Origin of the sequence: Muriicola jejuensis, assembly GCF_010671595.1 — a bacterium.
Classification (GTDB): domain Bacteria; phylum Bacteroidota; class Bacteroidia; order Flavobacteriales; family Flavobacteriaceae; genus Muriicola; species Muriicola jejuensis.
Window position 1 is genome coordinate 1292962 of sequence record NZ_JAABOP010000001.1, and the last position, 14465, is coordinate 1307426.

Consider the following 14465-nt stretch of genomic DNA (forward strand, 5'->3'; position numbering starts at 1 on the left):
AATGAAGATTCCCTAAAAGTTTGCCAGAAATAGCGGCGAGGCCAGATTAAATCCGAAATCTCAAATTCCAAGCACCAATCGCGTATTTCTTGGAATTTGGAATTTGGAATTTGGAATTTCCTCCCTAGTCTTATCTTTGACCCACAAACAATACGCTATGGCCTCAGGTTTCTTTGCTATCCTCGATGACGTCGCCACCCTCCTGGACGATGTCGCAACCATGTCTAAGGTGGCTACCAAGAAGACCGCAGGGATCCTTGGGGACGACCTGGCAGTGAATGCGGAAAAGGCGTCCGGCTTTGTGTCCAAACGGGAATTACCCGTCCTCTGGGCTATCACCAAGGGGTCTTTGCTGAACAAGCTCATCATCCTGCCCGTAGCTTTTTTGCTGAGCGCCTTTGCCCCCTGGGCGGTGGTTTTGATCCTGGTGCTGGGCGGACTCTACCTGGCCTATGAAGGGGCAGAAAAGGTGTACGAGTTCTTCGTGCCCCACGGGCATGCGAAGGCGGCGTTGGAGATAAAGGAGTACAGCAAGAAGGAGATCCTGGAAATGGAGAAAAAGAAGATCAAGTCGGCCATCCTCACCGATTTTATCCTCTCCGTGGAGATCGTGATCATCGCTTTAGGCACGGTCCTCGAAGAACCCCTGCTCACGCAGATCCTGGTGGTATCCTTTATCGCCCTCCTGGCCACTGTGGGGGTCTATGGCCTGGTGGCGCTTATCGTACGTATGGATGAATTTGGGGCCCGACTCATTGCGCTGAACGGGGAGGACAATACCTTCTCGGATAAGATCGGCCGGTTCTTTGTCAGTGCCCTCCCCTGGGTGATCAAGGCCCTGGGGGTGATCGGAACCCTTGCGTTGTTGCTCGTGGCCGGGGGCATCTTTGCCCATAACCTGTCCTTTTTGCACAATCCCTTTCCCTGGATGCCCGGCTTGCTCTATGAATTTGTGCTGGGATTGATTGTGGGGCTGGTTGTATTGCTTCTGGTGATGATAGGGAAGAAACTCTTTTTGCGAAACTAGGACCAGTAATTTTCCGAGGTCTATAGTTCCGCTTTCAGAAATCCCCGCCTACATCAACCCCTTTTCCTTCAGTGTCTTTTTAAGCTGTTCGTGGTGCTTCCAGAACCGGTCTTCGATCTGTTGGATGATACCGGGGAATTCAGGATGGGATTTTAAAGGGGTGACAAGGGGATCTTCCTCCATAAACAAAAGGAGCCAGTACTGAATATCGTCCTGCCGGGCGAAGACTTTTAACTGTTCTATCGCCTGTTCGTTTTTCCCTTCGTGCACGTATTTCATCGCCATACTGGCTGCTTTGTAAATGGATTCGTCTGCCTCGCAATAGGCATCGTAAGAAGTGAATAATTCTTCCGCCTTCTTATCGAACCCCATCGCTTTGTAGACAAGTCCGATCTTGAGATCTTCCTGAGGATAAATATATAACCCTGCTGCCTCCCTGGCTTCAGCAAACTGTTTGTAGTACTCGAAGGCCTTTTCGTACTCCTCCTGGAAATAATAGATCTTGCCCATCTCGTTTAGCAGGTCCAGCCGATTGGGGTCCTTCTCCAGTTGTTCGAGGAGGTCATCACGGAGTTGGTCCAGGTCCTTGTTCCTGGCATAAAGCACAAAGGCCTTGATCAATGGCGCATAATAGTTATTGGGATCAGCAGAGAGGGACTTATTGATATATTCGAGAGACTCCTCCACAAAACCGTTCTGGATCAGGGCATTGCTCAGATGCAGGTAGATATAGCTTTTCGCGATGGAGTCATTCGGGATGTCGAGCTGAATCCCTTTGAGGGCGTATTCGAGGTATTTTCCGGTATTGGGGATCACCCGGGCGTAAAAGTCGGACAGAATCTGGACCACGATTGCGCTATTGGGGTTGTATTCCAGGGCTTTCTCCAGATGCGGTAGGGCGAGGCGGTATTCCCCAACCTGGGTGTAGTACAGGGCCTTAGCGATCAGGCTTTGGGCTGATTGGGAGTCATAGAGCAAGGCCTTGTCCGCATAATTGTTGAGCTGTTCCGTGTATTGTTTCTCTTTTAGGTTCTCGTCCATGAAGTAGTAGGCAATGGCCAGGTTGGCATAGGCCAGGGAAAATTCCGGATCTTCTACAATGGCCTTCTTAAATAAGGAAATGGCTTTCTCAAGGCTTTCCGGGGTATGGGGGTAGAGGAGGTTCATCGCCTGCAGGTAGTAATCATAGGCCAGAAGATTTTCCGTGGGTCTTTTGTCGATCTGTTCACGTTCTTCCGGGGTGACTACAGCTTTTACCGCATCCGCTATTTTTCGGGCCACCTCGTTTTGCAGGGCAAAGATGTCCGTGATCTCCCTGCTGTATTGCTCAGACCAGATCGGCCGGTCATTGGCCGCCTCGATCAGCTTGATGTTGAGCAACACCTGGTCTCCGATGCGTTGCCCGCTGCCTTCCACCAGATAGTTTACATGGAGTTCGCGTGCGATCTCAGGGACGCTCATTGCGGTCGACCTGTATTTCTCTACGGAAGTGCGGCTCACCACCCGGAAATCCTCGATCTTTTGCAGATTATTCAGGGTAGACTCCATGAGTCCGTTGATAAAGTATACATTGGTTGCATCACCGCTCTCATTCTTAAAGGGTAACACGGCGATGGATTTTTCAAGATCGATCTCCTTTGACGGGGTAAGGGATCTGTAGAGTACCACGCTGGCGATACCGACCAGGAGGGCGGCTGCTGCGATCCATTTCCAGTAGGGTTTCTTAGGGGAGGTCGAACGGTCTTCTGAGGATTCTGATTGGTTTTTATACGATTCCCCAGGGGGATAGCCATATTCTTCCCGAAAGCACTTGATGAAATAGGAAGAACTTCCAAAACCCACCTCGAAGGCGATCTCCGATACGGTTTTGGAGGTATCCCCTAACAACTCCTTGGCTTCCTCCAGCCTGATCTGCCTTATAAAACGGCTGGCCGAGAGACCGGTTTCCTTCTTCACCTTCCTGAGCAGGTTAGACCGACTCATATGCAGGGCCTCAGCCAGCTCAGACACTCCGAAATTTTCGTTAGAAATGTGCTCCAGGACGAGGGTTCGGGCCTGTTCTATAAAGGGGGATTTGCCGGTGGATGCTTCAGCCATTGCGTGCGATTGTCCTTTCGAAAGTAGAAAAAAATATCGGCATCTATGGCTTTGGATAAAAAGAGGTTTGCGTCATAATTGCTATCCCTGCGGCATAATTTTTATCCCCCGCCTGAAAGTTGATGTACTTCTCAGCAAACCTGATAGGCCTTGCGTCATGATCCGGCGGACCTTTGTATCAAACAGAATAATAACCTTAATCTCAAAACAAATGAAAACAATTCAAATGAATTCCCTGAGAAAAATGAGTCTCCTTATGGTAACCATGTTCCTCTTCTCGGCTTGCGCTCAGAACAGTAAAAAAGAAGTGGCCGAGACCATGGTCAATGCACCCACAGTGGATCTGCACACGGCAGTGATCTCCGGCAATCTGGAAGCGGTGCGCCAGCACATCGATGCGGGGACTGACCTTAACGGGAAAGAGCCCTTTGGCGGATCTACACCTCTCATTACAGCAGCGACCTTCGGGAAAAAGGAGATCGCCCAGGCTCTGATCGATGCGGGAGCCGACCTGAGTATCAAGAACAATGATGGTTCAACCGCCCTTCACGCAGCCGCCTTTTTTTGCCGGGTTGAGATCGTGCAACAACTCATCGACGCCAAGGCAGACAAAACCCTGCTAAACAATTTCGGGGCCACCCCAAGGCAAACGGTGATGGGACCCTTTCAAGAGATCAGGCCGTTTTACGAAATGCTGCAACAACAACTCGCCCCCATGGGTCTGCAGCTCGATTTACAGGAAGTGGAGAAGACCCGTCCGGTCATCGCAATGATGTTACAATAGAAATTGACAATTCACAATCTCATGACACACGAAAGAAGATATGATATTGATTGGCTCAGGGTGATCGCGATCGGATTTTTACTGATCTACCACATCGCGATCATCTTCCAGCCCTGGGCGATGTTCGTCGGGTTTGTCCGCAGCCCGGAACTCATGGAATCCCTGTGGGTCCCCATGACCGCTTTGAACGTCTGGCGGATCCCCCTATTGTTCTTCGTTTCCGGCATGGGCGTATACTTCGCCCTGAGAAAACGGAACTGGAAACAACTCCTGAGGGAACGAACACAAAGGATCCTGCTGCCATTCCTGTTCGGAGTAGTGGCCATCACCCCCTTGCACATGTACATTTTCCAGGGTTTCTACAATATGCCCCTGAGCTACTTTCCGCATCTGGGTCACCTGTGGTTCCTGGGGAATATCTTTGTATACGTCCTGCTGCTTTCCCCTTTTTTCTTCTATTTAAAAATGCATCCGGAAGGCAGGCTTAAGAAAGGGCTGTCCATTCTAATGAGCAATCCTTTAGGCCCAATCTCTGTTTCGGTTTTCTTTATTGCGGAGGTGATGCTGGTAAAGCCCCAATTGTTCGAGTTGTACGCCGAGACCTGGCACGGGTTTTTCCTCGGGCTGCTGGCCTTTCTCTTTGGGTTTCTCTTTGTGTATACCGGGAAGGCTTTCTGGCAGACCATGCTGAAATGGAGGTGGGCCTACCTGGGCCTGGCGCTTCTCCTCTACGGGATGAGATACTTTATATTTGGGTTCAATGCTCCCGGTTACCTGATGGTTGTTGAATCCAATTCCTGGATCTTCGCCCTTTTCGGTCTGAGTTACCGATACCTGAACAGGCCCAGTGCGCTTTTGAGATATTTGAGTGAGGCGGCCTATCCGGTTTACATCATCCATATGTTTGTGTTGTATGCCGGGGCCTATCTGATCCTGCCGCTGGAGATACCGGTACTCATCAAATTTATCGGGGTGGTATTGTTTACAGGGGTCTTTTGCTATCTGATCTTTGAGCTCCTCATCAGGCGCATAGGGATCCTACGACCTCTTTTCGGGTTAAAACCCAAGACCGGTAAAGGTATGTCCGATATGATTGTGAAGGTGCCACGTTCACAGAGGATGGGCTCCCTGAAGGACGGAGCCTGAAGGTGTCCCCTATCCTGGAAATGTCCGTTTCAGGCAGTTTCACTACTTTTAATAGATGTAATACAGTATGTTCAGACTCTTTCAACAGACCAGACAAAAATTGATATCCAAAGATCAGTCAGGAAAGGCTGGCTACCGCAAGCCCGCTCATAGCAGGGCATGGGAGTACTTGCTTTACGCCCTTGGTGAAATATTGCTGGTAGTCATCGGGATTTTGATCGCCATTCAGATCGACGACTGGAACCAGGAAAGAATCGATAGAAAGGCATTGTATGAGCATCTGGGAAAGATCAGGACACATACCCTGGAGGATAGCTACAAGCTCGATTCCATCACCATGGGAAGAAGGTATATATCCGGTTTGTGTAAACAGGCACGGGTGCGGATCCTGGACAAGACGGAAGACGAGGACCTGATCCTCTTTATGCAGTGCGGGGCCGCCTTCGCCGATTTTTCGTTTAAGCCGAATACCGGGGGCTATGAATCTCTGAAGAATTCCCCCTATTTCGGGAGGATGAACAACACCCCCTTAGATTCGCTCCTGACCCAGTACAACAGGTTGCTGGACGATCTTGCCCAAAATGAAAGGAGTTACAACGAATTTGTAGTAGGACAGGAGGCCTATTTGTCTACCCAGTTTGACCTCTCCCTGATCCTGGCCTCTGCGTTTGTACCTCAGGACTCCCTCATGAAAAGGGCAACGCCCCAATCGGAATACACTGAGGTTTTTAAGGCGTATACCGCATCAGCGCCTTACAGGAATGTCATCAGCCTTGCGGCCTGGCAATTGGATCAGATGGTCAAACAATACGGCCAGCTAAAGGCAACTGGCCAAAAGGTGATCGAAGAAATCGATGCCATCACTCAGGAGTAAATGAACGCTTGTTCAAGGCTTAAATAATGTTTCTACCAACGCAAAAGACAACTTAAAATGGCTGTAAGCAAAACAAAAAAAATCATCAGGATCCTGCTAGGGGTAGGTACGGTCATTTCCCTGTTTTTTGTGCCCTGGATCCTGGTCAAGGCTTGGATTTTACCTCTGCCTGATACGGTTCAGGAGCAAGTGGACGAGGCAATTGGGCACGGGTTTGATGGTATGATCGTATATGTGGACGAAGGGGGAAAACCACCGGCGTTCTATACCGGAGGATGGAAAGACCGGAAGAAAAAGATACCTGCTGACCACGAATCCCTCTTCAAAATTGCGAGCATCAGCAAGTTGTATGTCGCAGTCTCGGTTGCCAAACTCGTGAAAGAAAACCGTATATCGCTAGACGATACCCTTGCTGACTACTTTCCGGACCTTGTGGGCAGAATTGAAAACGCAGAACAAATCACCCTGAGGATTATGGTACAGCACCGCAGTGGCATACCCAATTTCACAGATAATCCCGCTTACTGGGAAGACGAACAGGAGAACGGCAAGAGGGCCCTTGATTTTGCCCTCGGTCTGCCGGCTAGTTTTGAACCGGATAAAGGCTATCAATATTCCAACACGAATTATTTGTTGCTCCGCAGGATCCTCGATAGCGTATTAGGCTATAATCATCACCTATATATACAAGAGAACATCCTGGACCCACTTGAGCTGAAAAACACCTATTTTTCGCTAAGCGAAGTAGACCTGGACGATGTGATGAGTGGTTATTACGTAGGGATTGAAGCCGACTTTAAAACCAACGAAAATGGGATGTTGGCTACCGCTGAGGACGTGGGTATTTTTTTGAGGGCATTGAATGACGGATCTCTCTTCCGCGAAGGGGAACAAGAGATCTACTCCTCCATATACGAGTACAAGCACGGAGGTCTGGTTCCGGGTTATCAAAGCCTCGCGGAATATCACAAAGACATAGACGCGGTTGTTGTGCAATTTGTGAATACCACTGATTTTCAAGGATACGAATGGAATTTATCCGAGATCATTTACAATCGCATTGTGAAGATCCTGAGAAGGAAAAAAGGCCCATAGATATCCAAACTTGGCAAAGAGCTATGCCCTTCATGTAGAATGATTTCTTCAGAACTTTCTTTGGAAGGCAAATTTAGTCAGCAGTAATCGATTCGGAATTTCAAGGTTTTTAATGATCCTAAAAATACCCAGGGTAAGTAAAAGGTTCCCTTAGGACATTAATACACTGCTTTCGTCCTGATATTCAGGGACTTTTGATATTTCTTCCTTAGATTAAATCTCTTTCCTTCACTCGCCGAATACCTGCCTGGTAAGGGATGCAACACTGTAATCTAATTCTTTTAACCTTAAAACCAAACATTATGAAAACGCACATCCCACTGAAGTTGAGGTCTATGCTTACATGGACCTCCCTGTTCGCAATTGTATTTTTTATGTCCTGCACCCAGGACACCGGAACTGATCCTTTACAAGGAGGAGAAAATCTAAATGCCACCACAGCAAAATCTGCAAAGGGTAAGAAAGTTGCAAAATCTATTTATGGTCGACTCAGCAATTTCGCAGATCCAAATGAACCGTTAGAGGAGGTGCTCCAATGTAACCCTGAAGTTGGATTTTCTCTCACCCGCAATATTATCAGTGGTAATATGAGGCATCTCGGCAAATTGCAATCCGGAATATCTGATCCGGATACAGGCGAGATGATCTCAGGATGTTTTGGAGTACCTGTAAGTTGTGACATTAACCTCGAGACCTTTGCCCAGCTTATTACAGTTTACGAAGTGACCTATGTAGCCGCAAACGGGGATGCATTTTTTACAACGGAACAGGTCACCATCAACTTCCCCAACTTCGTGGAAGGAGAGATAGACTATACCACGGGTAATTTCGTAGGGACGGCTGGTTTTGAGCATGCCATTGAAATCACGGGGGGCACCGGAAGATTTGAAGGAGCCAGCGGACACATGGATTTTATGAATGCACAGTTCGGCCCGGAGGGTTCCACCTGGGAACTGGTAGGGGAGATCATTTACTAATAAACACGGAAGATTTCAATTATAACTTTAAATAACTAACAATGAATACTATTGATAAACAAAAACTATGGTTGCCCGTAAGGCTGGCCTTTTTAGCAGTGCTCGTATTGGCCTTTTCCTGCAGCCCGGAACCGGAGTTGAATTCGTCCGACCTGTATGCGACCAATGCCCGATCCAGGAACAAGAATGACAAAAAATCGCAAAACTCCCAGGTGAAGGCGTTGGTCAAAGGAGCTAAACTCCAGGCAGCTAACGGCCTGGATGTGGGACCTGACGGTCATCTATACGTTGCCAGTGTCAACGGACAGGAGATTGTCGTGATGAACAAGAACAATGGAAAGATCCTCAAGCGCTTCGGTCCGGAAGACGGGGTCTTAGGTCCTGATGATCTGGTCTTCAATCCCGATGGATCTGCCCTTTATTGGACAGACATTCTGGTGGGAGAGATCGGCCGAATGGATATGGTAACTTTAGAAGTAAAGAAACAGTTCGTCGCTCCCGGGGTGAACCCAATCCGTTTTACAAAGGATGGCAGCCGTTTATTTACAGCCCTGGACTTCCTGGGGGATGGGCTATATGAACTGGATCCTGACCTTAACGCACCTGCTCGACAGATCATTTCCTGTCCCGATTTTCCAGAGGATCCTACCGCAGTTTGTTTAGGCTTTTTCAATTCTTTTGACACCCGCATGGAGGATGGGCGTTTGTGGTTATATGGACCTCTCTTCGCTGCAAACCTGATCATTGCTATAGATGTCACGGATGAATTACCAACTGCCACACTGAACTTTCCTGCTGATCTGTTTGGAGGCCCTGCAGGAGGTCCGGCAATTCGTGTGGTCGCAGGTTTGGATGGCTCTTTGGAGAACCCAGCTGCTGCTAAGTTTGGCCCGGATGGGATGTTATATGTGCTAGATCAGGCCGGTGAACTCTGGAAAGTAAATGCTGATGGGACCGATGATAAAACCTTGTTCACTACCCTGCAACCAGGGTTAGACAATATGACCTTTGACGAGGATGGATCTCTCTATATGACCAACAACGACCACGGCTGGGTAGCCGAGATCCTGCCCAGTGGACAGGCCAGGTATATCAGTCCGGGTGGAGTGATCGCACCCATGGGGTTGGCGGTTATGTCCGGACCTAATAACCAGGACAAGGTCTATTTGGCAGACCTCTTTAATTTGAGACAATTCAATGGCACCAGTGGCCAACAAGAGGCTATCTATAAAGGGTATCTGGTCCCCATCGTGCCCGAAGTAGGGATTGCCCCGCTGATTTTACCGATGAATATTTCCCAGGACGGGGAGGATCTGGTTGTCAGTTCCTGGTTCAGCGGAGGCGTACAGGTATGGAATCCCATTCAAGGAGTCACAGAGTATTATCCCGACTTTGGATCACCCATGGATGCCGTCCGGTTCCAGGATGATATTATTGTATGTAATGTGGATGTCCTGGCTTCCCCCCCCGAAATAGGTCTTTTTTGGGCAAGTACAGGGAATATCATTGATCTCGGCGGTGCACTTGCTTTACCGGGTGGATTGGCCACTGACGGTGAAACCCTTTGGGTGGGCGATTGGGCAACCGGGACTATTTGGGAAATTACATTCAATGGCGAGGTTCCGGATTCAGTTGAACCTTTGGTAACCGGATTGAAAAACCCCGAAGGCCTTGCACTGGACCAAAACAATGGATTACTGGTTGTGGAATGGGGAGAATCCCGATTATCCCGTATTGATCTGGACACAGGAGAACGGACTACCGTGGTGGACGGCTTGAAATTGGGGAAACCCGGTCTGGGCGCACCCCCCATGTGGTCTTTTGATGCCGTAGCAGTAGGCCCATCCGGAGATATCTATTTGTCCATTGCCGGAGAGAACGCCATTTACAAGGTAAAATAAAAGACAGGCAAATAAAGGGAGAAAACCCGATTTGAAGATAAAACCCGCACTGCAAGGTGCGGGTTTGTCTTTATCATCGGCGGGGCTTATGGCATGCTACCTTTAACCTACATTCATTAATCGAGTTCTTTACGTCATCAACTCATATTCCGGACGCTAACAAAAGTGATCCTATTGCAGAAAAAAAGCTTATATTGGAATAACCAACCAGGACATCTTCCTCACAGAGGTCTTCGTAGAAATTACCAGCTGACCATGAAAAAACCAACCCTTGTGTTCTATTACAGCATGCTGCTGTTTCTTTTCATCAGTTGTTCAAAATCCGAAAATAACTCACAGATGGCCGTTGCAGAGACGCCAAGGAAAACTATTGTTCTGGCAATAGACGGAGGAGGAATAAAAGGACTGATCCCGGCTCTGATATTAAAATCCATAGAAGATTCCATCAAAAAACAGAGCTTTCAGATATTCGACCTTATTGGGGGAAATTCTACAGGCGGGATCATAGCGGTAGGTCTAACTTCAAAAAATAATGTGAGCGGGCATCCTTTTTCTGCTGCGGAGATTTCTTCCATTTACGAAACAAATGGAGACAAAATTTTTGTGCCCCAAAAGAGTCTTCTCAGGGAAAAATATTATGCTAAATATTATGCCGTTGACCACAGAGATAAGGGAATCGAACCTTATCTACAATCCCTTGTAGGCTCAACTACCAAGTTGAGGCATAGTCATGCCTATATCCGAAGCCTCAAAGATACCCGAGTGAAACAGATGTTTACCACCTCCTATATCGTGAATAGTAAGGGAGGTAAGATTGAGAACCCGGTGATCAACACAGATTCTGGACCTTTTCTTTTCAACTGGTATGACGCTGATTCGCTGCCGAACAACAGGGATTATTACTTATGGGAAGCGGCCCGGGGGTCTAGTGCTGCCCCGATTTATTTTCCTATTGCCCATGTGGGTGGAAATACAGGGGATCGATCTGATGCAGATGAGAAATGGGTTGTGGACGGAGGGGTAATGTCAAATGACCCCGCGGTATGGGGCGTTTCAGAGGCTCTGAGAACAGGTCTGGCCAAGCGGCTTGAAGACATCATTGTAATTTCCTTGGGGACGGGTATTTACCGGGCAAACACCGGTGTGGGGATCACCAACCAACGCGACATGATACCAAAGTCAGGTAACTGGGGGGAAGGCCCATGGATGGGCATCCCTGAAGCGATCTATAATCTTGAAGAAGAGAAAACCGCTTCCCTCATGTATATAATGATGGATGCGGTACAGCTCGTGTCAGACAGTCAGATGAAGGCCTTTGAACACGCAGGCCTTAAGTATCTGCGCTTAGAACCATCATTAGCGCTGGAGCAGGCTGCCATGGATAATATTGACTCCACTAACATAAAATCCTTGAAAGACACCGTTGAGCACTATCTTGCCGGAGACGGAAGATCAACTTTCAAAGAGATCATCAATATTTTGAAAAATCAATAAAACTGGAATATAAGAGATCCTGAACTCCTTCAATTAAAACCAAGTGATATGTCTACTAACCAACCTTTTGGCCCTACCGATAACGCTTACCTCAATGGTAATTTCGCCCCTGTAATCACCGAGGAGGAATTCAAGGATCTTAAAATTGAAGGTGTAATTCCCGAAGGCTTAAATGGGAAGATCCTGGTTCGCACCGGTCCCAATCCCCGATTTAAACCGAGGGACATGAAATACTATCACTGGTTCGACGGTGACGGAATGATCAATGCCTTTTATTTTGAAGACGGGAAGGTGAGGTACAAGAATCGCTATGTGCAAACCAAGAAATGGAAGTTTGAAAATGCTGCGAACCGCAGTCTTTTTGGGGGCATTCGCTCTGGGATGTCCACCACATTAAAAGGGTGGAGTGATCTAAAATTCGGATGGCTTAACCTCCTTTGGATGGGCTTTCGAACGCTTATTGGTGTTGGCCCTACTCGTGCTCAATACGAGTCGGTTGCCACCATCCTCAACGCTGCGAATACCAATGTCATGAACCTGTCTGGTAAATTACTGGCCATGGACGAGATTGGGCAGCCTTACGAAATAGACAGGGAAATCCGAACCATCGGACTCTATAACTACAAAAACAAACTCGAAGGCCCGGCTATTGCCCATCCGCTTACCGATCCTTTTACAGGGGAAAGTTTTACCATGGGGTATCAGCCCCTGCCGCCATATTTTCAATATTACAAGATCTCTGAGAAGGGAGAAATTGAAAAATATGAGCCCATTGAGGTGCCTTATGGAGTAATGATGCACGCCTTTGGCTTGAGTGAAAATTATGTGATGTTTTATCATATGCCGGCCGTTTTTGACATAAAAAATGTCGGGACACGTGAGCCCTTTCACTGGATGCCGGAAAAGGGAGCACGGCTGGGTGTCATGCCAAGAGACGGCAAATCGGACGATACGAAATGGTTTGATATCCCATTGTGCTGGGTGTTCCATAACATGAATATGTATGAAGAGGGGGATTGGTTGGTAACCGATGTTGCCAAATACGAACGCATCCCACTATTAGGTCTTGACACCAATAATCCAAGTCCGCCTTTATACATGGATCCGATCGGGATCATGGTCAGATGGCGATTGAATTATAAAACCGGCGAATTGAAGGAAGAACTTATCACAGACCATCCCGTTGAATTTCCAACGATGGATAGCCGATTCCTGACCCGGAAACACAAACACGGATATTTTGTAATGCTCAAAGACGCCGATCAGGAAAAAGGGCTGTGGAATACGGTCGTGCACAGGAATTTCGAAACAAATGTCAACGACGAATACTGTTTTGGGAAGGACTATTACACAGGAGAAGCCGTATTTACACCTTCACATGAAGGATCTAAGGAAGGTGAAGGCTATTTATTGAATATCGTGTACAACGCCCAGGAAAATAAGAGTCGCCTAACCGTTTTTGACGCGATGAATGTATCCGCTGGTCCGGTAGCCACGGTGCATCTGCCCAGAAGAATAGAGTACGACTTTCACGGAAACGTTATTTAAATTCTCTGAAAAATGAGTTTGGCAGGAAACAGAAGACTGGATTTTCTAACCTCGAATTTAAGGCGAATTGAAAAGCCAGCCCATCCCATGCAAATAATTGATTAACTTGGAGCAGCCTCATCGCGGGGTTCTCGTTCTAAATACCAACCAATGACTAAAATCGACAAAAATAGCCGTATTTGTATTATAGGCGCAGGACCTGGTGGTCTTTCCACGGGCTACTTTCTTCAAAAAGCGGGGTATAAATACGTGACTATTCTGGAAAAACTTCCCGAGGTAGGGGGCTTGTGCAACACCATTACTTTTGAGAATAAATCCTTTGATCTCGGGGCCAATTACCTCACACCTGCCTATAAAAAAACACTTAAACTGGCCCGGGAAGTAGGCGCTAAGCTCTACTCGGAATCCCATGCCTATTGTTTTAATCCGGCAGACAAAAAATACACTTCATTGTTCGGGCAAGCCACTAAAAACACAACGGTGTGGAAGTTTTTGTGGCAATCCCTTAAATACTTTTACGAACGCTGGAGAGCTTCTAAACACTTGCCCGAAGCCGGTTACGCAGGAGTAGTTCAACACGCCGAGCTGACCTGCACATTTGATCAATGGTTGATCGATAAGAAATTGACCGCATTACGTGAGCTTTTTAAAGTACCGATCACGCTGATGGGGTATGGTGCACTGGAAGAGATTCCGGCACCCTATGCCCTGACCTATATGAGTAACCCAACCTTTTTCAGTTTGTTATGGTTCGGCGCGGGATTGCCTTCGATCTGGCCAAAGCGTTTTATACATGGTTTTCAGCGTTTCTGGCAACAGATCAGTTGGAATCTTACCGTTATCACAAGTGTTGATATACAGGAGATCAAAAGAGGTGAAAAGATAACAATCCACTTTAAGGTTTCCGAACATAAGATGAATGAGCTAATTCGCTCCGAGAGGAAAATGGAATTCGACCATCTCATCGTGGCCGTTCCTTTGACCCTGAAGATAGTAGAAGACCTGTTTACGAATAAAAGGACCAAGGAATGTTATCTCACCCAGGAAGAGAGATATTTGTTTGGGAAAGTAAAAACGAACCCTTTTTGCATGACGACCTTTATCCTGGAAGACACTCATTTACCTCACAGGTTGGTCAATATTATGCCGGTTCCGGATATTGGGGACGTTTTTATCGTGACCCAACAATTTGAGGGGAATCCTTTTGTTTCATTTTATTCCAGAACCGAAACGGATGATGTTCCCAGCAAACACGATGTGATTGAGAAAGTCAAAGACTTATATCGCTTAATGGGAAGCGAATACAAAGGAGAATATTATACCCATGACAGGTGGACTTACTTTCCTCACGTTCCTGTGGACATGTTTAAAGAGGGATTCTACGATCGTTTGGAAGAGATGCAGGGGAAGAACAATACTTATTTCACGGGAGGCCTGATGGCCTTTGAATTGATAGAACCCATCCTGAATTATTCAGATTCCCTGGTAAAAAAGTATTTTTTGTGAGGCGTACCACAATCTA

General features: G+C 47.3%; 11 protein-coding genes. 10 read left to right on the forward strand and 1 reads right to left on the reverse strand.

Going from position 1 to position 14465, the window contains the following annotated elements; translation table 11 throughout:
• Positions 1-157 precede the first annotated feature (157 nt).
• Positions 158-1027 (forward strand): DUF808 domain-containing protein, encoded by an 870-nt coding sequence (locus tag GWK09_RS05695; RefSeq protein WP_163692024.1) that lies wholly within the window; start codon positions 158-160, stop codon positions 1025-1027.
• Positions 1028-1075: 48 nt separating this feature from the next.
• On the opposite strand, the gene GWK09_RS05700 is transcribed toward GWK09_RS05695, so the two are convergent.
• On the reverse strand, positions 1076-3124 hold the full coding sequence (locus tag GWK09_RS05700; RefSeq protein WP_163692025.1) for a helix-turn-helix domain-containing protein: 2049 nt from the start codon (positions 3122-3124) through the stop codon (positions 1076-1078).
• 211 nt (positions 3125-3335) lie between these two features.
• On the opposite strand from GWK09_RS05700, the gene GWK09_RS05705 reads away from it, so the two are divergent.
• The 9 genes from GWK09_RS05705 to GWK09_RS05745 all read left to right on the forward strand — a co-directional run bounded on the left by GWK09_RS05705 (position 3336) and on the right by GWK09_RS05745 (position 14449).
• Entirely contained in the window at positions 3336-3908 is a 573-nt protein-coding gene (locus GWK09_RS05705) for an ankyrin repeat domain-containing protein (protein WP_163692026.1), read from the forward strand.
• 21 nt (positions 3909-3929) lie between these two features.
• Positions 3930-5054: an acyltransferase family protein gene (locus GWK09_RS05710; protein ID WP_163692027.1), complete on the forward strand. Its 1125-nt coding sequence runs from the start codon at positions 3930-3932 to the stop codon at positions 5052-5054.
• Positions 5055-5121: 67 nt separating this feature from the next.
• Entirely contained in the window at positions 5122-5928 is an 807-nt protein-coding gene (locus tag GWK09_RS05715; RefSeq protein WP_163692028.1) for a DUF6090 family protein, read from the forward strand.
• A 57-nt stretch (positions 5929-5985) separates the two neighbouring features.
• Positions 5986-7023: a serine hydrolase domain-containing protein gene (locus GWK09_RS05720; protein WP_163692029.1), complete on the forward strand. Its 1038-nt coding sequence runs from the start codon at positions 5986-5988 to the stop codon at positions 7021-7023.
• A 302-nt stretch (positions 7024-7325) separates the two neighbouring features.
• Positions 7326-8000 carry a hypothetical protein gene (locus GWK09_RS05725; RefSeq protein WP_163692030.1) on the forward strand — a complete coding sequence of 225 codons (675 nt, stop codon included), beginning with the start codon at positions 7326-7328 and terminating at the stop codon, positions 7998-8000.
• A gap of 41 nt (positions 8001-8041) precedes the next feature.
• The gene (locus GWK09_RS05730; RefSeq protein WP_163692031.1) at positions 8042-9901 is read left to right on the forward strand and encodes an NHL repeat-containing protein; all 1860 of its coding nucleotides are present in this window, start codon (positions 8042-8044) and stop codon (positions 9899-9901) included.
• A 174-nt stretch (positions 9902-10075) separates the two neighbouring features.
• Positions 10076-11395, forward strand: a complete 1320-nt coding sequence (locus GWK09_RS05735; RefSeq protein ID WP_163692032.1) for a patatin-like phospholipase family protein — start codon at positions 10076-10078, stop codon at positions 11393-11395.
• A gap of 48 nt (positions 11396-11443) precedes the next feature.
• Complete coding sequence (locus tag GWK09_RS05740; RefSeq protein WP_163692033.1) at positions 11444-12943, forward strand: carotenoid oxygenase family protein; 1500 nt, start codon at positions 11444-11446, stop codon at positions 12941-12943.
• Between the two features lie 150 nt (positions 12944-13093).
• Positions 13094-14449: an FAD-dependent oxidoreductase gene (locus GWK09_RS05745; protein ID WP_163692034.1), complete on the forward strand. Its 1356-nt coding sequence runs from the start codon at positions 13094-13096 to the stop codon at positions 14447-14449.
• The last annotated feature ends 16 nt before the right edge of the window (positions 14450-14465 follow it).

What these genes read in the sequence shown, in the direction of transcription:
- GWK09_RS05730 (WP_163692031.1), top strand. Translation starts at nt 8,042, where the DNA reads ATGAATACTATTGATAAACAAAAACTATGGTTGCCCGTAAGGCTGGCC.
- GWK09_RS05720 (WP_163692029.1), top strand. Translation starts at nt 5,986, where the DNA reads ATGGCTGTAAGCAAAACAAAAAAAATCATCAGGATCCTGCTAGGGGTA.
- GWK09_RS05715 (WP_163692028.1), top strand. Translation starts at nt 5,122, where the DNA reads ATGTTCAGACTCTTTCAACAGACCAGACAAAAATTGATATCCAAAGAT.
- GWK09_RS05710 (WP_163692027.1), top strand. Translation starts at nt 3,930, where the DNA reads ATGACACACGAAAGAAGATATGATATTGATTGGCTCAGGGTGATCGCG.
- GWK09_RS05705 (WP_163692026.1), top strand. Translation starts at nt 3,336, where the DNA reads ATGAAAACAATTCAAATGAATTCCCTGAGAAAAATGAGTCTCCTTATG.
- GWK09_RS05745 (WP_163692034.1), top strand. Translation starts at nt 13,094, where the DNA reads ATGACTAAAATCGACAAAAATAGCCGTATTTGTATTATAGGCGCAGGA.
- GWK09_RS05725 (WP_163692030.1), top strand. Translation starts at nt 7,326, where the DNA reads ATGAAAACGCACATCCCACTGAAGTTGAGGTCTATGCTTACATGGACC.
- GWK09_RS05700 (WP_163692025.1), bottom strand. Translation starts at nt 3,124, where the DNA reads ATGGCTGAAGCATCCACCGGCAAATCCCCCTTTATAGAACAGGCCCGA.
- GWK09_RS05740 (WP_163692033.1), top strand. Translation starts at nt 11,444, where the DNA reads ATGTCTACTAACCAACCTTTTGGCCCTACCGATAACGCTTACCTCAAT.
- GWK09_RS05695 (WP_163692024.1), top strand. Translation starts at nt 158, where the DNA reads ATGGCCTCAGGTTTCTTTGCTATCCTCGATGACGTCGCCACCCTCCTG.